We start from the raw sequence: 20,849 nt of genomic DNA, 5'->3' as shown, positions 1-20,849 counted from the left end.
TGACTATTACTGTTCTTGGCTTTCCGAATATTATTTGCTTCTATAGAATGGAGAATGATCAAATTATGATGATGAGTCAATATTCCGACTGATCTAACGCTATATCAGTATCATTCAGCCAGAGTGGGAGAAATTCCGCTCAAGCACAACTTGTTGGAAACACTAATGCCTGACTATCGTTCAAAAACATCGACACACGGAAGAAATATGGCTGGCGCACGTGGCTTATGGCGTGCAACAGGAATGAAAGATGAGGATTTCGGCAAACCGATTATTGCGGTGGTCAATTCATTTACTCAATTTGTTCCGGGCCATGTACATCTTAAAGATTTAGGGCAACTAGTCGCAGCAGAAATTCAAGCGGCAGGTGGTGTTGCTAAAGAGTTTAATACGATTGCAGTAGATGATGGGATCGCGATGGGGCATGACGGCATGCTTTATTCATTACCATCACGTGATTTGATTGCTGACTCAGTTGAATACATGGTGAATGCACATTGCGCCGATGCAATGGTATGTATTTCTAACTGTGACAAAATTACTCCGGGAATGCTCATGGCTGCGATGCGCCTGAATATTCCAGTTGTTTTTGTGTCTGGCGGACCAATGGAAGCGGGCAAGGTCAAGTTCCGTGGTAATGAAAAAGCGATTGACCTTGTTGATGCAATGGTTGTTGCGGCTGATGAAAGTTATACAGATGAAGAAGTTGAAGAATTTGAACGTTCAGCATGTCCAACATGTGGTTCATGTTCAGGTATGTTTACTGCAAACTCAATGAACTGTTTAACCGAAGCTTTAGGTCTATCTTTACCGGGTAATGGTTCGATTGTTGCGACACATGCAAATCGCAAAAAACTATTCTTAAAAGCAGGCCAACTTATTGTTGAATTGGCTAAGCGCTATTACGAACAAGAAGATGCAAGTATTTTACCTCGTTCAATTGCAACCAAGGCTGCGTTTAAAAATGCGATGACCCTTGATATTGCAATGGGTGGTTCAACCAATACGGTTCTGCATTTATTGGCCGCGGCAAGTGAAGCAGAAGTTGATTTTACAATGGACGACATTGACGAGTTGTCACGTCGAGTTCCTGTATTGTCTAAAGTAGCGCCTGCAAAACAAGACGTTCACATGGAAGATGTACACCGTGCGGGTGGCATTATGGCCATTTTGGGTGAGCTTGACCGTGCGAAGTTACTTGATGTATCTGTACCGACTGTACACGAGAAAACTTTAAAAGATGCATTAGATAAGTGGGATATTATTCGTACTGAAGATGCAGATGTATATGAGTTCTATCGCTCATCTCCGGGTGGGGTTCCAACTCAAGTTGCGTTCTCTCAAAATCGCTACTATGCAACTTTAGATGGCGATCGTGAAAAAGGTGTTATTCGTAATGCAGAACATGCATTCTCGAAAGATGGTGGTTTAGCAGTGCTGTACGGCAACATCGCGCTTGATGGTTGTATTGTAAAAACTGCGGGTGTAGATGAATCGATCTTGAAATTTACGGGCACAGCGCGTGTATTTGAGAGCCAAGATGCTGCTGTAGATGCAATCTTGGGTCATGATATTAAAGCTGGTGATGTTGTTGTTATTCGTTACGAAGGTCCACGTGGTGGTCCGGGTATGCAAGAAATGCTTTACCCAACCAGCTACCTTAAATCGAAAGGTTTAGGAAAAGACTGTGCATTAGTAACAGATGGCCGTTTCTCTGGCGGTTCATCAGGTCTTTCAATTGGACATGTTTCGCCAGAAGCGGCTGAAGGTGGTGCAATTGGTTTGGTAGAAGATGGCGATACCATTGAAATCGATATTCCAAATCGTACCATTCACTTAAATGTTGATGATGCGACTATGGCGCACCGTCGTACAGTTCAAGAAGCGAAAGGCTGGCATCCGAAAGAAGAACGTAAACGTAAGGTATCAAAAGCGTTAAAAGTTTATGCAATGCATACAACAAGTGCAGCGAAAGGAGCTGTACGCGTTCTATAAAATATTCAATTTTATTAATTGAATAGAAACTATGCATCCATTTGCACGATGAATTATTATCATGCTGATGGGTGCATTTTTTACATCTGTTCGAAAAAATAGGCTTGTAGATGAGGGTGTTGAAAGTCATTCTATGGGTTTGCTATAAAATGATGATAAAATCTTCACCGATGCAGGAATACGTGCAATAACATGAACTTTGTTCTGCGTAAGCAGAGCTCTTCAGCATTTTGTATATGAAGTTTCTGCGGTACTTTGTACTGCGATCAAAGCAGTTTTTTGGTCTTGCTTAGGATTTATTTTTTAGAGGCTCTACTCTCATGTCACTGCTACGCCGTTGGTTTGACCCTATCCGATCGAGTTGGTTTTACCAAAAACCTTCACGTCAAGCGGTGTTACCCACGGAAAATGGTTTAAGTATTTATTTACGACTTGATGATGTGTATAGCTATTTAGCTGTTCAGCAACTATCTCAGCTCGATGAGATTTTAAGTGATGAACTTAAGCCCTTAAAAATTATTATTTCCCATACTGCTTCTGAACCTCCGAATGGTATGTCGCATGAAGAGTGGCAAAATTATTGTTTGAATGATGCCAAAATATTAGCTAAACAACATCGTTTTGCTTTTGATGAATTTCCAGAAATCCCAAGCCAAGAATCTTTAAAACAAGCCGCCGTCATATTAAAAAGAACCCCATTACAAGGTCAGAATTTCTTACATTTACTTGAAGATATTTTTCACATGCTTTGGCAGCAGCAATACGGAAAGCTGCGTACTTTACATGCCATGGCAGTTAAACATCAGCTTCCTCAACATTTTTCAGAACGTATTTTTACGGATGAGCCTGTACCGGCAGCTTACTTTGAATTTGGTGGGCGTAAATATCATGCAGTAGATGATTTATTGCGTTTAACTCGTCGTCTAAAACAGCAAAAGTTACTGACTGGCAATCCGATTTTTTTAATTAATCATATCGAATGGCGTGAGCATTTAATTAATGATGCTGAAGCACTTACCGAAATTCAGACACTTCATCCTGAACTTGATTTATATATTGCCTTAGAAGATCCAATGAGTTGGCTTTTGCTTGCTTATATTAAGGAAGAACTGGCTGATTATTATGATATTCAATTAAAAGTTTACCCTTTAAGCTACCAAGGCCGAGACTGGTTTGATTGGAGTTTGGCAACACGTGTTTCTAAACGAACAGATGTCGCTTTTACTCCTTTTTGCCGCCCTACCGAAGAAAGTGCGCTTGAAATGGCAAAGCTTTTCTATAGTGTGCAGGAAAATCAGCAAATCGATACGATTTTTACGATCTTGCAGGCCGTTTGGACAAAAGGCAAAGATTTATCTTTCCAAAAGCATTTCCAAGAATTACAGCATCAGCTGGGAATTGAGCAGTTAACCGAGCAGGATGTGCCAGCTGTTTTGGCACAAAATGATGCTTTTTGCAAAGATAAGCATCAGCCTGATTTGCCAGTTCTAGAGTTACGTATTGATGGGCAAAGTTATGTATTTAATAGCTTGTACCGCGTTTGGATGATTGAAAGTATTTTTAGTAATGTTTTAGAAGAAAAATACAAAACGGCCTCAACTTCTAATTGAGGCCTACTCCTAAAAACAAGAATAGGGCAAACCTGTTTTTTTTCCGTAGCATAACCATGTAGGGAATCGGAGATAAACAGTGACTTTTTTAGTAATTATTATGATGGTGTTTGCCTTTGCTGGCATGATTAAAGGCATGATCGGTTTAGGGTTGCCCGCAGTATCGATGGGCTTACTCACCATCGCAATGAGTCCTTTTCAAGCAGCCTCTTTACTCATTGTTCCTTCAATGGTCACCAATGTTTGGCAGCTTTTTGCTGAAGGACATGTCTGGGCTTTTATTCGCCGTTTCTGGACCTTACTCGTAGGCATTGTGGTCGGTTCAATATGGAGTTTTCTACCGACTTTAAGTCAAAGTCATGGGCACAGTAGTGAGATTTTATTGGGCTGTATGTTGGCCTTATATGGGCTTTATGGACTATGCGTGAAGAAGCTCCCACACTTAGGGAAGCATGAGCGTTGGCTATCGCCGATCATTGGATATATTGGTGGAGCAGTCACCGTAGCCACAGGCGTTATTATTATTCCGATTGTTCCTTATTTGCAGTCTTTGCATTTAAAACGTGACGAGCTGGTTCAGGCTTTGGGACTAACATTTACGGTGTCTACCATTTGTCTTGCGGTGTTTTTACACCACAACCCGATGTCGGGAGTAACACTGGATTATCGGTTATCTTTTGCTGCGTTGATGGCTGCACTCGTTGGAATGTGGTTAGGTAAAAAAATTCGCTATCGACTCAACGAGCAGTTATTTCGTCGTATCTTTTTTATAGGTTTGGTGTCATTAGGGCTTTATATGATTTTGCATTAAGCCGTTTTTTCAGGACGATGCTGCAATAAAAAATCTGCAAACTGTTGGTAACTGCTAGGCAGCTGGTTGAAGTTTTGTGTGGCTAAAAGCAGTTTACGATTTGCCCATGCACCTAGCAGTTGGATCGAATGAAAATCATAATCTGATTGCAAACGCTGTGCAGCACGAGCTGGCATAATCGCGATTCCCACGCCTTTGGCGACTACCTCAGCAATTGCGCCAAAGTTAGGTAAGCGCAAACGGTACTGTATGTTAAAGCCTAATAGCTTAGCTTGGGTCTCGATAGACTGTTGCAAAGAGTGATGGGCTTTAAGGCCAATAAAGCCATAACTTAGAGCATCTACCAAATTCAGCTCTCGGTATTGAGCTAAATTGTGAGTAGTAGGGCAAATCAGAACTAACGGATCACTCGCAAATTCTTTAGTTTGCAAATGTCGGGTATCGAAAAAGCTTGAGACTAGGCCTAGACTCGCAATTCCTTGGGTTAATGCATCTACAATTTCTGAGCTTTCTGCCTCATGCAAATCAATATTCATTTCTGGATGAAGCACCAGATATTGCGGTAATAACGTAGGCAAATATTCGCTTTGGGCAGAAGAGTTACACCAAAGTGTTAATGCCTCTGTGGTAGGGTGCCTAAACCGCTGCATTTCTTGTTCAAGTTGATCTTTTTGTACTAAAAGCTGACGGGCATGTTCTACAAAAGCATGTCCAGCTGTGGTGAGTTCTACCCCAGTGGTTTGGCGAACAAATAAGGGTGTCTCAAAATACTGTTCGAGTTTTTTTATACGCTCGCTCGCTGCTTGAAGTGAAATAGCAGAGCGATCAGCACCTTTAGTTAGGCTACCAGTCGAGACAATATGAAGAACTAACTGTAAATCAAAAAAATCAAAACGCATGATAGGAACGTATTGAAACGCAAAAATTCATCATACTAAATCGTAATGAAAAAAGGCAGCTTACGCTGCCTTTTTGAATTTAGGTTTTATCTTTTAAACTAAACAACCAATTTAGAATAATGGCCGCAAATGTTGCTGTACCAATGCCCCCTAAATTGAAATTACCAAACATTAATTCAAAATTTCCGGCACCTAAAATAATTGTTACAGAAGCAACAATCAGGTTTTTATTATTAGAAAAATCAACTTTGTTTTCAATCCAGATTTTTGCACCAGCAATGGTAATTAAACCAAACACAACAATAGATGCACCTGTTAAAACAGCACTTGGAATCGTACTAATTACCGCACCAAATTTTGGAGATAAACCCAAGAAAATGGCGAAGACACCAGCAATCACAAAAACAATGGTTGAGTAGACACGAGTGACTGCCATGACTCCAATGTTTTCGCCGTAAGTGGTCATCCCCGGTGCGCCAACACTACCAGAAAGCGTTGTTGCTAAACCATCTGCAACAAATGCTTTGCCTAATTGCGGCGTCAGGTTTTCACCAGTCATTGCACCAACAGCTTTAATATGACCTAGGTTTTCTGCTACTAAAATAAGCGCAACTGGCGCAATAATTAGCATTGCTTTGGTATCAAAAGTAGGATGTGAAAAGCTTGGGATACCGAACCATGCAGCCTGTGAGATTTGACTAAAATCGATTGGTTTACCAAAACCTAGCCCATTGGTGGTGATGGCATAAATTGCATACGCCAAAATTAAACCGACCAATAGAAGCAGACGTTGCAATAAGCCACGAGTAAAGACTGCAATACTACCCATACAAAGTACGGTAATTAAAGCCATCCACATTTCAAATGGTTGGCCTGCAACACCTTTAATGGTAACGGGTGCGAGGTTTAGACCAATAATCATCACAATGGCGCCAGTCACCACAGGCGGCATGAGTTTTTCAATCCAGCGTGTACCCGTAAGCATCACAATAAAACCGATAATGGCATAAAACACACCACATGCTACGATTCCGCCTAAAGCCATCGAAAGGTTTGGATTTGCACCTGAACCTGTAATATGTCCCGTTGCTGCTGCAACCACACCAATAAATGCAAAACTTGAGCCTAAGTAACTGGGAACACGGCCACCCGTAATTAAAAAGAACAAGATGGTACAGATACCAGACATTAAAATGGCAAGGTTAGGATTAAAGCCCATGAGTAATGGTGCTAAAACCGTTGCTCCAAACATGGCAAACGCATGTTGAATACCTAAAATAGCACTCTGAACAGGGGGGAGATATTCGTTGGTAGAGACCGGTCGGTGGTCAATATCACCTTGGTAAGGCTGCCATTTTGGAAACCAATTGGACATAAAATAAGCTCATTATTCTTTAATTGGTGCCATGATACTCTTTCTTGAGAGTGCATTTAATCTCTAGAGAGAAGTATGTTAGTGAAAAGTAATTGTTTTTTAACGATTGGTATAATTTTATGAATTCTAAATATAAGGAATTAGTTATTTTTTTCTCATAAAGCCTAATTTTTTGATTTTAAAAAAATATTCAAAAAAATAGAAAATCGAGGAAAATTTAAGAAAAATAGAGAATTTTGCAAGTAAAAAGCAGCACATCAAGATGCACTGCCTTGTTAAACAATTGGTAAAATTAGCTTAGCCCGTATTACGTAAACCCGCAGCAATACCCGCAATACTCACCATAAGTGCATGGTCAACAGGTGTGTTCTCTGCCTGACGCTCAGCAAGATAATCACGGCGGCGTTTCATGAGTTCAGCCTGCAAAAGATGCAAAGGAAGTAAGTACGGTTTACGAACTTGCATTGATTGATCAAGAACTTCGTTATTGCTAAGAAGCTTTGATTCATCTTTTAATTTAAGGAGTGTTTCAACAGCATCTTTTAGGCGCTGACGTAATTGATTGCCGAGCACTTTTAAATCTTCATCTTCAGTCAAATGAGACTCGTAATAGAGTGCAATGTTGGCATCAGATTTAGACAATACCATTTCCAACATATCAATAAGCGTCTGGAAATAAGGCCATTGCTGGAGCATTTCATCAAGCGTTGCTTTTTGCTGATCGGCAATCACTTCATTAATGGCAGCACCAGTACCTAGCCATGCAGGTAGCATCAAACGGATTTGAGTCCATGCAAATACCCATGGAATTGCACGTAAAGACTCAATACCACCACTCACTTTACGTTTTGCTGGACGTGAGCCTAATGGCAACATTTGTAATTCAAGTTCAGGCGTAACGGTCCGTAAATACTTCACAAAATGTGGATTTTCACGCACTGTCTGGCGATAAACCTTAACGGAGTGATCTGTCATACGGTTCATGATTTCACGCCACTCGGCTTTAGGTTCTGGTGGTGGTAATAAGGTCGCTTCGAGAGTTGCAGCGGTATAGATTTCAAGGTTTTGCATGGCAATCCCTTCTAAACCGAACTTGAAGCGAATCATTTCACCTTGTTCTGTGACACGGATTGCACCAGAGATCGAACCCGGGGGTTGTGAAAATAGTGCCTGCTGTGTTGGAGCACCACCACGACTAATTGAGCCACCGCGGCCGTGGAACAACGTCAACTGTACACCGTGTTTTTGAGCAATTGCAGTTAGCTCTTCTTGAGCACGATATTGCGCCCAGTTAGCTGACATGAAACCAGCATCTTTTGCAGAGTCGGAGTAACCGATCATCACTTCGTGTTTACCCTGAATGTGCTGCTTATACCAATGCATATTGAACAGCGTATTCATGGTTGTTGCAGCGCCATCTAAATCTTTTAAAGTTTCAAATAGAGGAACTACACGTAAAGGGTGCTGAATACCTGCTTCTTTTTGCAATAACAACACCGCTAAAACATCACTTGGATATTCAGCCATCGAAATAATATAAGCCCCTAAAGATTCAGGCGGTTGGTCAGCCAAAGTACGCATGGTTGCAAATACTTCTTGGACATCTGGGTGCCCAATCAAACTGCCTTCAGGTTCATTAATATATTTCGGTAAAAGTGGGCGCTTGCTTTGTAATTCCTGAATCAGGAAGTTTTGGCGTGCTTGTTCAGTCCACGATTCAAAATTACCTAAACCTAGATATTCGGTAATTGCTGAAATCGCTTGGCGATGACGACCTGATTCTTGGCGAATGTCGAGTTTAAGTAGTTCAATACCAAAACAGTTCACACGGTAAATAAAGTCGAGAAGTTGACCATTCGCAATTTCAGGCAAGTTGCTGTCGATTAACGAGCGATAGCACAGCAATAAAGGCTGTAAGAGTTCGTCTTTGCTCTTAATAACATTGCTGTCGTCTGCCTCTAAGCCTTGTAGGCGCTGCGCTAACCAGTGGCGAGTCGCTTTTAAGCGTTCGCGTGTAGCACGTAAATATTCACGATAAGGCTCTGCATGTTGGTTACCAATAGCCTGAATCATTTCTTCGGAACAGGTTTGGATTGAAAGCTCCCAACGTAAGTTTTCGATATCTCTTAGGTAAAGGTCAGCAGCTTGCCAGCGTGATAACCACAGCACTTCTTGGGTAACTTGGTGAGTAACATTTGGGTTGCCATCGCGGTCTCCGCCCATCCAAGAAGCAAAGCGTACCGGCGCAATGTTAAGGGGTAAGTTTTGTTGGCAATTATCTTGAACCAACTCATTTAACTCACGAATAAATTTAGGTACGGCATTCCAAAGTGTTTGTTCAATGGTTGCAAAGCCCCATTTTGCTTCATCAACAGGGGTCGGGCGGTGCTGGCGAATTTCATCTGTTTGCCATGCCGAACTAATTTGTTGCTTTAAGTTGGCAAGTGCATTTTGTCGTTCGCGTGGAGTAAGTTTTTGCTGATCAAGCTGTGAAAGGCAAGCGTTGATATCATCATATTTTTGAATGAGGGTACGACGGCTGACTTCGGTTGGGTGCGCCGTAAGTACCAATTCAATATTAAGATCACAAATTTGCTGGAATAGTTTTTCTGTCGAAATACTTTTATCTTTAAATTTTTGAAATAGGTGAACAAGCGGATTTGGAGAATTAGCCTCCGAATCAAACTCTGCCTGTCTGCGACTACGCACTACATGGTATTGCTCGGCAATATTGGCAAAATTTAAAAAATGAGAAAAGGCACGGGTAAGAGGCAATAGCTCTTCATCGGGCAATTCTAAAAATAATTGTTCTAATTGCTTTTCGGCTTCAGCTTGACCATCACGTGCACCTTTTGCAAGAGCACGGATTTGCTCGATCTGATTAAACAGTTCTTGTCCTGCATGTTGTTTTAGGGTTTCACCTAACAAATTGCCAAGTAAACGGACATCCTCACGCAGTGGCGCATCGATTTGCTGAACCATGCTATTTTCTCCTGTTCTTATTCTTATCGAATATAGCGCGATTAACAAACATTCCAAGCTTTGAGCGTAAGAAAATGTGAATTTTTGCTTAAAAAATAACATTTAATTCGCTTATTACGTCTTAAAAGTAGACATGCACTCAGTGCAACTTTTGGCAATCGGACTTTGGTTTAATTCCGATATTTGAGCAAAAATAAATGAATTGCATCTTTAATAATGTGTTCTAGCTCTTCTGCATTTGGTACGGCAATAATTCTAAGTAGAACTTTATGGTGACGCACTCCAAGCAACAAAGTTAAAAGAAGCTCTGTTTGATAAATTGGATCATCGGCTTGGATAAAACCTAATTCAGCTGCTTTTTGGAAGAATGCGGCTAACTGATTTTGAAGTCGAGTATGCGATGCATCAAAAAACTGTTCAGCTAAAGGGCTTTGTTCTGCTGCGAGTTCAAATAATACATGTTCAAGCTTTAAGGCTTCAGGTGAATAAATAATCTGCAAAGCGCCTGAACAGACAATAAAGAGTGCTTGATAAAAGTCTACCGATGCATCTAATTCAAATTGTTTAGGATTCAGTGTCTCTTCACAAGTTTGTGTAATTGCACAGATAAACAGGTTCGCTTTGTCTTGAAAGTGATTATAAACCGTGAGTTTAGTGACACCTGCTTCCTGTGCAATCTGGTTCATGCTGGTACCGTGATAGCCAGATTTTAAAAAAATAGCTTTCGCGGCTTGTAAGATACGAGCACGTTTTTCCAGATCTTTGGGGCGACCACTTTGATTAACTGTTTGCACAAAATCCTCTGATAAAAATTTAAAAAGATAGCAATTTATAAGTTTTTCTTTAATTAATGTACCCATGGGTATATTAATTAAAAAATAAACAATTTATGATGCAAGCATATTGTGCCTTAAAAAATCAGTTTGAATAAGAGCGATAAGATATGAATCTGTTAAAACCTCTCATCATGAGTATGGTGATTGTTTGTACGGTCACATTAATGGGGTGTAGTAAAGAAGCTCCCAAAACAGAAGAAATACCCTATGTGATGGTGGCCCAACCCTTAACTACTCTCAATGAACAAAAAAGCTATGCAGGGGATGTGCAGGCTAGACAGCAAACAGCTTTAGCATTTCGGGTCGGTGGACAGGTTACGGCACGTTACGTGGATGTAGGTGATCGAGTTAAAGTCGGACAAGTTTTAGCAAAGCTTGACGTGGCAGATGCTCAACTACAATTAAATGCCGCTAAAGCCCAACTGGACAATGCACAGGCTTCAGCAAAAACAGCAGCAGACGAACTTAAACGTTTTCAGCAATTATTGCCGATTAATGCGGTAAGTCGTTCACAATTCGATACGGTAAAAAATCAATATGACGCTGCGCAAGCGGCTCTACAGCAAGCTCGTTCTAATTATGAAGTTTCTGCAAACCAAACTGGTTATAACCAACTCGTTTCTAATAAAAACGGGGTGATTACTGCACGAAACATTGAGATTGGACAAGTGGTTGCTGCGGGCCAAGCAGCTTATCAACTGGCCATTGATGGAGAGCGTGAAGTTGTCATTGGTGTGCCAGAACAAGCGGTTTCCGAGATCAAGGTTGGCCAAGCAGCTTGGGTGACGTTATGGTCTAAACCGAATGACCGATTTGCTGGTTATGTGCGTGAAGTTTCCCCAGCAGCGGATCAGTCTCGTACATTTACAGTGAAAGTTGCACTCAAAGAAGGTCAATCTGCTATTCAGCTTGGACAAAGTGCACGCGTATTTTTTAGCTCGACTCAAACCAATGTGATGAGTGTGCCACTTTCGAGTGTTTCAGCAACAGATAATCAACCTTATGTGTGGGTGGTTAATGCGAACCAGACTTTGCGTAAAGTACCTGTAACGATTGGTGCATATGGCAAAGATAGTGTACCTGTGTTATCTGGATTGGCTCCAAACGATTGGGTTGTGATCGGCGGCGTACATTTGCTACGTGATAAACAGAAGATTCATCCGATTGATCGTGAAAACCGTGGGGTGAAAATTCAGGGAGCAACCCAGCCATGAAATTCAATCTCTCGGAATGGGCATTAAATAATAAAGGCATAGTCCTTTATTTTATGCTGTTGCTTGGCATTATCGGTGCAATCTCTTATTCAAAATTATCACAAAGTGAAGATCCACCCTTTACCTTTAAAGTCATGGTGGTGCAGACTTATTGGCCTGGGGCGACTGCCAAAGAAGTTTCTACTTTGGTTACTGACCGTATCGAAAAGGAACTCATGACAACAGGGCAGTATGACAAGATTATGGCTTACTCCCGTCCAGGCGAGTCGTTAGTCACTTTTGTAGCGAAGGATTCACTTACTTCTGACAAGATTCCTGATGTTTGGTACAACGTTCGTAAGAAGGTAAATGATATACGCCATGAATTGCCAAATGGTGTACAAGGTCCATTTTTCAATGACGAATTTGGAGACACTTACGGCAATATTTATGTACTGACAGGCAAAGACTTTGACTATGCACTTCTTAAGGAATATGCAGATCGTTTGCAATTACAGCTTCAACGTGTCAAAGATGTCAGTAAGGTTGAATTAATTGGTCTACAAGATCAAAAAATCTGGATTGAGATTTCTAACACCAAAGCGGTACAGCTTGGTATTCCAGTTACAGCGATTCAAGATGCCTTACAAAAGCAAAACAGTATGGCAAGTGCAGGTTTTTTTGAAACAGGCACAGATCGCATCCAGATTCGAGTAAGTGGTCATTTACAAAACATTGATGAAATTAAGAAAATGCCTTTACTGGTAGGTGATAAAACCATTCAGCTCGGAGATGTCGCTGACGTCTACCGTGGTTTTAGTCAACCTGCTCAGCCACGTATGCGTTTCATGGGTGAAAATGGCATTGGTATTGCTTTATCAATGCGTAAGGGTGGTGACATTATTGCCTTAGGTAAAAATCTCGACACAGAATTTGCCCAGCTGCAAAAAACTTTACCTTTAGGCATGAAGCTCCAAAAAGTTTCTGACCAACCTGTAGCAGTACAACGCAGTATTCATGAGTTTATAAAGGTACTCGCTGAAGCAGTTATTATTGTCTTGTTAGTGAGTTTTTTCTCTTTAGGTTTCCGTACAGGATTGGTTGTCGCTTTTTCTATTCCTTTAGTTTTAGCAATGACCTTTGCGGGGATGAATCTATTCGATGTAGGCCTGCATAAGATTTCACTGGGTGCCTTGATTCTGGCGCTAGGTCTATTAGTCGATGATGCCATTATTGCCGTCGAGATGATGGCAATTAAGATGGAGCAGGGGTATAGCCGGATTAAAGCCGCCGGATTTGCGTGGAAAACAACTGCATTTCCGATGCTCACCGGAACACTGATTACTGCGGCTGGTTTCTTACCGATCGCTACGGCTCAGTCTGGTACAGGTGAATACACTCGCTCTATCTTTCAGGTGGTGACGATTGCCTTATTAGTCTCTTGGGTTGCAGCAGTTTTATTCGTACCTTATTTAGGCGAAAAGCTATTACCCGATTTTACTAAAACAGGTCATCAAGCACCTTGGTATGTCCGTTTATGGGCGAGATTAACTAAAAAACCGCAACCGAAAACTGTGGCTATTTCACAGGACCATCACTACGATCCTTATCAATCTAATTTCTATTTACGTTTTAGAAAGATGGTCGAGTTTTGTGTGACTTACCGTAAAACAGTGATTGCGACGACGGTGGGTATTTTTGTGCTATCTGTGCTGATGTTTAAGATAGTTCCTCAGCAGTTTTTCCCACCTTCGAACCGTGCCGAGATTTTAGTTGATTTAAAACTTGAAGAAGGCGCTTCTTTAACAGCGACAGAACAAGCTGTGAAAAAGGTTGAAAAGTTTCTGTCTAAACAAAAAGGTATTGATAACTATGTGGCCTATGTCGGTACAGGATCACCACGTTTTTATTTACCGTTAGACCAGCAATTACCGCAAGCCAGCTTTGCGCAGTTTGTAGTTCTGGCATCATCACTTGATGATCGTGATGAAATTCGTCGCTCGTTAGAAACACAAATTAAGCAATTACTTCCGCAAGTTCGTACTCGCGTGTCATTACTGGAAAATGGCCCACCTGTTGGTTATCCGTTGCAATATCGTGTGTCGGGTGAAGATCAAAATCTGGTACGTCAAGAAGCACAGAAAGTCGCTAAATTGATGAGCGAAAACCCGAATACGACCAATGTGCATTTAGATTGGGGTGAGCCGAGTAAGATTATTTCAATTCAAATTGACCAAGATCGTGCTCGACAAATGGGTGTGTCTAGTGTGGATTTAGCGAATTTCATTAATGCATCAATTACAGGTAGTGCGATTGAGCAATATCGTGAAAAGCGTGAACTCATTGAAATCCGTTTACGTGGTGATCAGAGCGAACGAGTTGAAGTGGCTTCCCTGGCAAGTTTAGCTGTACCAACGTCCAACGGAACGACTGTGCCTTTAGCCCAGATTGCTAAAATTGAGTATAAGTTTGAAGATGGTTTAATTTGGCATCGTAACCGCTTACCGACCATTACTGTTCGCGCAGATATTCGCACTCAATTACAACCAGCTACAGTGGTTGGCGAGTTAGCTGAATCAATGGATAAGTTACGTGCTGAATTACCAAGTGGTTATCTGGTTGAAGTTGGTGGAACTGTAGAAGAGTCTGCACGTGGGCAAAATTCCGTTAATGCGGGTATGCCACTGTTCTTGGCTGTGGTCATGACATTACTGATGATTCAGCTCAAAAGCTTATCTCGCGCGACCATTGTGTTGTTAACAGCTCCGCTTGGTTTAATTGGTGTGGTTTTATTCTTGCTCCTATTTAACAAACCATTTGGCTTTGTGGCCATGTTGGGCACAATTGCGCTCTCTGGCATGATCATGCGTAACTCGCTTATTTTGATTGATCAAATTGAACAAGACAGGCAAGCAGGACATCCAACATGGGAAGCGATTATTGAGGCGACAGTGCGTCGATTCCGCCCGATTATTTTGACTGCATTAGCCGCAGTTTTGGCCATGATTCCACTTTCACGAAGTATTTTCTTTGGTCCAATGGCAGTTGCGATCATGGGCGGCTTGATTGTTGCCACCTTACTGACATTATTTTTCTTACCTGCGCTCTACGCAGCGTGGTTTAAGGTGAAAAAAACCGCATAAAATACATAAATTTTTTGTGAATAAAGGTGCGAAATATTGAAAACTCCAATATAGTAGCACCTGTCTTTACACAAAAAATACAGGATTATTTCACTGCATAAAAAATAGGCTAAGTGCAGTGAATTGAGGTGAAATACAGATGGGGCAAGACCATATCGAACAGCATCGCCGTTATATAGTAATTTCTTATGCGTTCATGTTTCTTGCATTGTTTACGGTTATTTTTGCGGCCTTTGCTTATTTGGTCGCTCGTAAAGTGGCGGTTGTAGATAATGCAGAAGTTTGGATTCATGCGCATGCACTATGGATTATGCGAAACGGGATTCTATTTCTTTGTATGGCAATTTTTGCTGTGGTCTGGTTTATTCCGCTCTTCTTTTTTGCATGGGACAGTAACCTCTGGGTAACCGCCTCTACGGTTGCGGGTGTGGTATTTAGCGCTATTGCGTGGTTATTTCTATTAAATGCATGGTTAAAAGGCTTGTCTAAATATTTAAAAAATAAGGCAGTTTTTTAATATATCTATTTTTTAAACATTTTACCCTTGTAAATTCGGCTAAAGCCCCCCATTTAGTCGGCAATAGAGTATTGATAAAATTCCGTGAGGAGCACCGCCAAAAATGGCTAAACGTGATTATTATGAGGTTTTAGGCGTTTCAAAAACCGCAAGTGATGATGAGATCAAAAAAGCCTACCGTAAATTGGCGATGAAATATCATCCTGATAGAAACCCTGACAATGCCGAAGCTGAAGAGAAATTTAAAGAAGCTGCTGAAGCTTATGAAGTTTTATCGGACAGCGAAAAGCGTAGCATGTACGATCGCATGGGCCATAATGCGTTCGAAGGCGGCTTTGGCGGCGGTGGTGGTGGCTTTGGTGGATTTAGTGCCGAAGACATTTTCAGCCAGTTCGGTGATATCTTCGGTGGTGCATTCGGTGGTGGTGGACGTCAACAGCGTCAACGTCGCGGATCAGATCTACGCTATGTAATGGAACTTACCCTTGAAGAAGCTGTAAAAGGGGTGAAAAAAACCATTACCTTTACTGCTCCAGCACCTTGTGATGTGTGTGATGGTAAAGGTTCAAAAAATCCAAAAGATGTTGAAACCTGTAAAACTTGTCATGGTTCAGGACAAGTACGTATGCAGCAAGGTTTCTTCTCTGTACAACAAACATGTGGTACTTGTCGTGGCCAAGGTAAAATTATTAAAAACCCTTGTCAGGCATGTCATGGTTCAGGTGTGGCTGATCGCCAGCAAACGTTGGAAGTTACAATTCCAGCGGGTGTAGATAATGGTGACCGCGTTCGTTTGAGTGGCAAAGGCGAAGCAATTCGTGATGGCCAATCAGGTGATTTGTACGTTGAAGTCGTTGTTCGTGAACACGAAATTTTCCAACGTGATGGTGCCGATCTTTATATGGACGTACCAGTGAGCATTGCTGATGCTGCACTTGGTAAAGAAATTGAAATTCCAACTTTGGAAGGTCGCGTTAGCTTGAAGATTCCTGAGGGAACTCAAACAGGTAAATTATTCCGTTTACGTGGCAAAGGTGTTCGTCCAGTACGTAGCAGCATGGTAGGTGATTTACTCTGCCGTATTGTGGTAGAAACACCAGTCAACTTAAATTCTCGTCAACGTGAATTACTTAAAGAGTTGCAAGCTTCTTTTGATGGCGAAGACAGTGCTTCTTCACCGAAGAAAAAATCATTCTTTGATCGTTTGTTCGATTAATACTTGATTAGAAAAGAAATTAAAAAGAAGGCGGATATTGATAAAATATCCGCCTTTTTATTGCGCTGATTCATCTTATTATTTTTATTCTGCTTAAAAGAAAATTACGTCTGCTTACTCTGTAGGATGAGCAACATCAATATCATTAACACTTACGGTCGGTTCGCTAGAAGCAAGAGTAGGAGCATTTTCGATTACTGTTGCGGCTACTGCGTCTGCCTGTACAGCTACTTTTGGCGCCTCTGCTGTTGTTTCGCCAATAATCGGGTCAATATCTTCAACTTTAACGTCAGTGTTGGCATCAGTTGCTACAGTTTGAGCTGTAGGAGTTGCTGTTTGAGTACTTACGTTAGTTGTAATACGTGCTTTAGATAAGCTTTCTAATGTGTCTCCTGGCTGGATTGCAGGCTCTGCAAATGCCACTGAACTCATAATCCCCATCATCACCGTAAAGCCAATAATTCTCGAATGCATGCTGAACTCCTTATAGTCATCTTTTTTTCATTCGTGGCCCGTAGTGTGCAGATCAATTCTTTAAGTTTTGTGAAAACAGCTTAAATTTCAATTCATCTCAAAAAATAATTTTTACTTTTTATCGTGAGCAAAGAGTTTTGATATAGTAGACAAATTACGTAAAACAGAAGATTGGGAAGGATTATGTCAGCAGCTCCACGCATTGGTATTTTAGGTGCAGGCGGTCGTATGGGCCGTACGCTTATTCAAGCAGTTCAACAAGCAGGCTATCAATTAGCTGCTGCGGTAGAGCGTCCGGAAAGTAGTTTGGTGGGCACTGACGCTGGTGAACTTGCTGGTATTGGTTCAGTGGGTGTGAAGGTTTCAGGAAGCTTGGCCGATGTTCTGAAAGATTGCGATGTAATCATTGATTTTACTGCACCAGTTGCAACTGCTCAGCATTTGAAGCTTTGCCGTGAAGCTGGGGTTGCCATGGTTATTGGTACAACAGGTATGTCAGATGAGCAAAAAGCTGAATTAGACGAAGTTGCCACTCATACACCTGTAGTTTACGCAGCGAACTATTCAGTAGGCGTAAATGTATCAATCAAGTTACTTGAGCTTGCAGCAAAAGTATTTGGCGATACAGTAGATATTGAAGTGATTGAAGCTCATCACCGTCATAAAGTAGATGCGCCGTCAGGTACAGCGTTAATGATGGGTGAAGCAATTGCAGATACTTTAGGCCGTAACCTAAAAGAAGTTGCTGTCTATGGGCGTGAAGGGCACACAGGTCCACGTGACCGTCAAACGATTGGTTTTGAAACCATTCGTGGTGGCGATATCGTTGGTGAACACACTGTGATGTTCATTGGTGAAGGTGAGCGCGTTGAAGTGACTCATAAAGCAACGAATCGTATGAACTTTGCTGCTGGTGCAGTGCGAGCTGCTGCATGGGTTGTGGGCCGTGAAGCGCGTAAATATGACATGAAAGATGTTTTAGGATTGAACGACGTACAGGTTTAAAACCCTGTCCGTATTCCATGTGTAGCGAGAAAAACAAGATAGAGCAGAACATGAATAAAAAACAAATTGCCTTGACCACTCTTCTTTGCTTAAGCAGCCTCTGGACGGGGGCTGCTTCTACGGAAAAAGCTAAACTCAGCTTAGACCGTAATAATATTAAAGTCTGGACCTATCAAAAGACTGATAATCCAGTCTTTCAATATAAGGCTGAAACGACTTTTGATGTGCCACTTGAACGCGCTGTTGCTGTGATTTTAGATGTAAATCGTGCCGATCAGTGGGTGCCTTATATGGGCAAGGTTCAGATGTTGTCTCAAGATGAGAAAAAAGGTGAATTCACACTCTATATGCTGTTAGATTTTCCTTTTCCTCTAAAAGATCGCGATGTAGTAGTAAAAGGAAAAATGAGTAAAGCGGCCAATGGCCTCATTACCATTAAGAACACGGCGATTAATAGTAATTATCCAATACAACCTGATGTCGTGCGCTTAACTCGCTATGAGGGGGATTGGACCTTCCAGAAATTAGCGAATAACAAAGTTAAAGTAACCACAAGTGGTTATGCTGACCCAGCCGGTGCGATTCCGCTGAGCTTCGTAAATATGTTTGTTCAACAGCAACCTTACCAGATGTTGCTGAAAATGAAGCGGGAAGTGACTAGTCCGATTTACGAGCAACCTAAATTACCAGATATTTTAAAATGAATAACTTAAAAAAAGCGCCTGATCTCAGGCGCTTTTTTTTAATCTGAACATTGCTGCAAAGTTCGAACTGGGCTACTTTCACGTTTGATTTGGTATAGAACCAACAGTAAACCTAAACCCGCTAGTAATGCACCAGCAAATGATACTGCGCTATAACCCCAACCTAAATCGAGTACTAATGCACCTGCTGCTGCTCCAACTGCGTTACCTAAGTTAAAGGCACCGATATTTACTGAAGAGGCAAGGCCTGGTGCTTCGTGAGCGACAGACATTACACGCATTTGTAATGGTGGAACTAAAGCAAAAGTTGCAGCACCCCAGATCACTAATGCAATGGCTGCTCCAATCTGGCTTTGTGCAAGGATTGGGAAAGTCACCATCATCACAATTAACACAACCAAGAAACCAATCAGAGTTTTGTTAATAGACAAATCTGCAAAGCGACCGCCTAAATGGTTCCCCACTGAGAAACCGACACCAATCAACATCAGCATAAACGTAATGAAGGTCGGTGAAGCATGTGTAAACTCAGTCAAACTTGGCGCAATATAGGTATAGAGCGTAAACATTGCACCTGCACCAAGCACGGTGGTGAGTAGAGCAAGTATTACAGGAGTGCGCGTTAACACTTTCAACTCAGCTTTCACATTCGGTTTTTGGGCAACCATACCTTTTGGTAATGCTTTCCATAAAGCGAGCATAGTAATCACACCAAGCAATGAAATCGCAAGGAAGGACATACGCCAGCCAATGTTTTGCCCAACCCATGTTGCCAAAGGTACACCACCAATATTGGCAATGGTTAAGCCCATAAACATGGTTGCTACAGCACTGGCCTGTTTATGTGCGGGCACAATGCTTGCTGCTACAACTGAACCGATCCCGAAGAAAGCACCATGGTTAAGGCTTGTGATGAGACGCGCACCTAATAAGCTCATATAGCTTGGTGAAAACGCCGCTATCAGGTTACCTACCGTAAAGATCGCCATGAGAAAGATAAGCGCATTACGTCGAGCAAAACCACCAAACCACAGGGTCATGAAAGGCGCACCTAGCATGACGCCAAGTGCATAGCCCGTAATTAACATTCCGGCCGTTGGAATTGAAATGCCTAAATCATTAGCAATATTCGGCAACAATCCCATTGGAGAGAATTCCGTGGTGCCAATGGCAAAGGCACCAATTGCCAATGCCAATAACGAGAACGCCGTATTTGATTGAGTGTTCATGAGTTTAGTCCCAAACTGGTGCCCATGGCTCTGGGCTAACTTCACGACTGTTACGATCAAGTTCGGCAATCATTTGCATTTCAGCTGAAGTTAACTCGATATCCTGTGCTTTTAAGTTGCTAATCAGGTTTTCACGTTTAGTCGAAGATGGAATGACTGCAAAACCACGTTGCAATGCCCACGCAAGTGCAATTTGCGCTGTTGTTGCTTTATGAGCTGCTGCAATTTCAGTTAAAACTGGATCTTGAAGCACTTTACCGTACGCAAGCGTCATATATGAAGTGACATCAATATTCTTCTCTTGTAAGAAATTTACAAGTTTATGGTTTTGAAGATAAGGGCTTAACTCAATCTGGTTGGTTGCAATATTTTCAGCACCGATTGTGTCAATTGCTTGTTGGGTAAGCTCAATATTGAAGTTTGAAATACCAATTTGTTTAGTAAGACCTTGTTCTTTCGCTTCAAGTAAAAGCTTCATGATTTCAGGAATCGAAACGCCTAAATCTGGTGCTGGCCAATGAATCAAAGTTAAATCGACATGGTCAGTACGAAGCTTTTCTAAGCTTTCTTTTAAGCTTGGAATAAACTTATCTTGAGCAAAATTATCTACCCAGATTTTTGTGGTTAGAAATAAGTCCTGACGCGATACACCGCTTTCGGCAATGGCTTGACCAATCGCTGCTTCATTGTCATAAATTTGAGCAGTATCAATTACACGGTAACCTACGTCTAAAGCAGTTTTCACAGAATCAATGACTGCTTGTTCTTTAAGACGGAAAGTACCTAGACCAAAACGTGGAATATTCATGTGTTTACCTAAATTTGAATAATCATTTAACTTGATGTGCATTTTGCTTTTT

General features: G+C 41.5%; 16 protein-coding genes. 9 read left to right on the top strand and 7 right to left on the bottom strand.

Annotated features, from left to right (window positions below):
* The first annotated feature begins 165 nt into the window (after positions 1–165).
* The 3 genes from ilvD to AC1PJP_RS03880 all read left to right on the top strand — a co-directional run bounded on the left by ilvD (position 166) and on the right by AC1PJP_RS03880 (position 4,416).
* Positions 166–1,995, top strand: coding sequence for a dihydroxy-acid dehydratase (gene ilvD / locus AC1PJP_RS03890; protein ID WP_034590616.1), 1,830 nt, complete (start codon positions 166–168; stop codon positions 1,993–1,995).
* Between the two features lie 320 nt (positions 1,996–2,315).
* Entirely contained in the window at positions 2,316–3,605 is a 1,290-nt protein-coding gene (locus AC1PJP_RS03885) for a hypothetical protein (RefSeq protein ID WP_144732382.1), read from the top strand.
* A gap of 79 nt (positions 3,606–3,684) precedes the next feature.
* Positions 3,685–4,416: a sulfite exporter TauE/SafE family protein gene (locus AC1PJP_RS03880; protein ID WP_318652043.1), complete on the top strand. Its 732-nt coding sequence runs from the start codon at positions 3,685–3,687 to the stop codon at positions 4,414–4,416.
* On the opposite strand, the gene AC1PJP_RS03875 is transcribed toward AC1PJP_RS03880, so the two are convergent.
* The 4 genes from AC1PJP_RS03875 to AC1PJP_RS03860 all read right to left on the bottom strand — a co-directional run bounded on the left by AC1PJP_RS03875 (position 4,413) and on the right by AC1PJP_RS03860 (position 10,466).
* The gene (locus AC1PJP_RS03875; protein ID WP_151828093.1) at positions 4,413–5,315 is read right to left on the bottom strand and encodes a LysR family transcriptional regulator; all 903 of its coding nucleotides are present in this window, start codon (positions 5,313–5,315) and stop codon (positions 4,413–4,415) included. The two genes, AC1PJP_RS03880 and AC1PJP_RS03875, sit on opposite strands and share 4 nt — an antisense overlap.
* Positions 5,316–5,394: 79 nt before the next feature.
* Positions 5,395–6,690, bottom strand: coding sequence for a solute carrier family 23 protein (locus AC1PJP_RS03870; protein WP_004790247.1), 1,296 nt, complete (start codon positions 6,688–6,690; stop codon positions 5,395–5,397).
* Positions 6,691–6,987: 297 nt separating this feature from the next.
* Positions 6,988–9,672, bottom strand: coding sequence for a phosphoenolpyruvate carboxylase (gene ppc / locus AC1PJP_RS03865; protein WP_192836115.1), 2,685 nt, complete (start codon positions 9,670–9,672; stop codon positions 6,988–6,990).
* Positions 9,673–9,842: 170 nt separating this feature from the next.
* Positions 9,843–10,466, bottom strand: coding sequence for a TetR/AcrR family transcriptional regulator (locus AC1PJP_RS03860; protein ID WP_192836116.1), 624 nt, complete (start codon positions 10,464–10,466; stop codon positions 9,843–9,845).
* 149 nt (positions 10,467–10,615) lie between these two features.
* Here AC1PJP_RS03860 and AC1PJP_RS03855 point away from each other — a divergent pair, with 149 nt between their 5' ends.
* From AC1PJP_RS03855 to dnaJ, 4 genes are all read left to right on the top strand, one after another.
* Entirely contained in the window at positions 10,616–11,722 is a 1,107-nt protein-coding gene (locus tag AC1PJP_RS03855) for an efflux RND transporter periplasmic adaptor subunit (protein ID WP_005300346.1), read from the top strand.
* Positions 11,719–14,844, top strand: coding sequence for an efflux RND transporter permease subunit (locus AC1PJP_RS03850; RefSeq protein WP_192836117.1), 3,126 nt, complete (start codon positions 11,719–11,721; stop codon positions 14,842–14,844). The genes AC1PJP_RS03855 and AC1PJP_RS03850 overlap by 4 nt, the downstream gene beginning before the upstream one ends.
* A gap of 139 nt (positions 14,845–14,983) precedes the next feature.
* Positions 14,984–15,361 (top strand): hypothetical protein, encoded by a 378-nt coding sequence (locus AC1PJP_RS03845; protein WP_004790237.1) that lies wholly within the window; start codon positions 14,984–14,986, stop codon positions 15,359–15,361.
* A 103-nt stretch (positions 15,362–15,464) separates the two neighbouring features.
* Positions 15,465–16,577 carry a molecular chaperone DnaJ gene (gene dnaJ / locus AC1PJP_RS03840; RefSeq protein ID WP_002119101.1) on the top strand — a complete coding sequence of 371 codons (1,113 nt, stop codon included), beginning with the start codon at positions 15,465–15,467 and terminating at the stop codon, positions 16,575–16,577.
* A 114-nt stretch (positions 16,578–16,691) separates the two neighbouring features.
* Here the strand turns inward: dnaJ and AC1PJP_RS03835 are convergent, their stop codons facing one another.
* On the bottom strand, positions 16,692–17,051 hold the full coding sequence (locus AC1PJP_RS03835) for a hypothetical protein (protein ID WP_151988803.1): 360 nt from the start codon (positions 17,049–17,051) through the stop codon (positions 16,692–16,694).
* 183 nt (positions 17,052–17,234) lie between these two features.
* Between AC1PJP_RS03835 and dapB the strand changes: the two genes are divergently transcribed.
* Together dapB and AC1PJP_RS03825 are read left to right on the top strand one after the other, a co-directional pair.
* Positions 17,235–18,056, top strand: a complete 822-nt coding sequence (dapB, locus tag AC1PJP_RS03830) for a 4-hydroxy-tetrahydrodipicolinate reductase (RefSeq protein ID WP_056481932.1) — start codon at positions 17,235–17,237, stop codon at positions 18,054–18,056.
* Between the two features lie 50 nt (positions 18,057–18,106).
* Complete coding sequence (locus AC1PJP_RS03825; protein ID WP_004790231.1) at positions 18,107–18,760, top strand: START domain-containing protein; 654 nt, start codon at positions 18,107–18,109, stop codon at positions 18,758–18,760.
* Between the two features lie 38 nt (positions 18,761–18,798).
* On the opposite strand, the gene AC1PJP_RS03820 is transcribed toward AC1PJP_RS03825, so the two are convergent.
* Together AC1PJP_RS03820 and dkgB are read right to left on the bottom strand one after the other, a co-directional pair.
* Positions 18,799–19,989: an MFS transporter gene (locus tag AC1PJP_RS03820; RefSeq protein WP_192454690.1), complete on the bottom strand. Its 1,191-nt coding sequence runs from the start codon at positions 19,987–19,989 to the stop codon at positions 18,799–18,801.
* Positions 19,990–19,993: 4 nt separating this feature from the next.
* Positions 19,994–20,797 (bottom strand): 2,5-didehydrogluconate reductase DkgB, encoded by an 804-nt coding sequence (gene dkgB / locus AC1PJP_RS03815; protein ID WP_005300363.1) that lies wholly within the window; start codon positions 20,795–20,797, stop codon positions 19,994–19,996.
* Between the last annotated feature and the right edge of the window lie 52 nt (positions 20,798–20,849).

This window comes from Acinetobacter sp. V116_7 (assembly GCF_056735735.1).
This window is presented reverse-complemented; position numbering and strand designations above follow the sequence as displayed.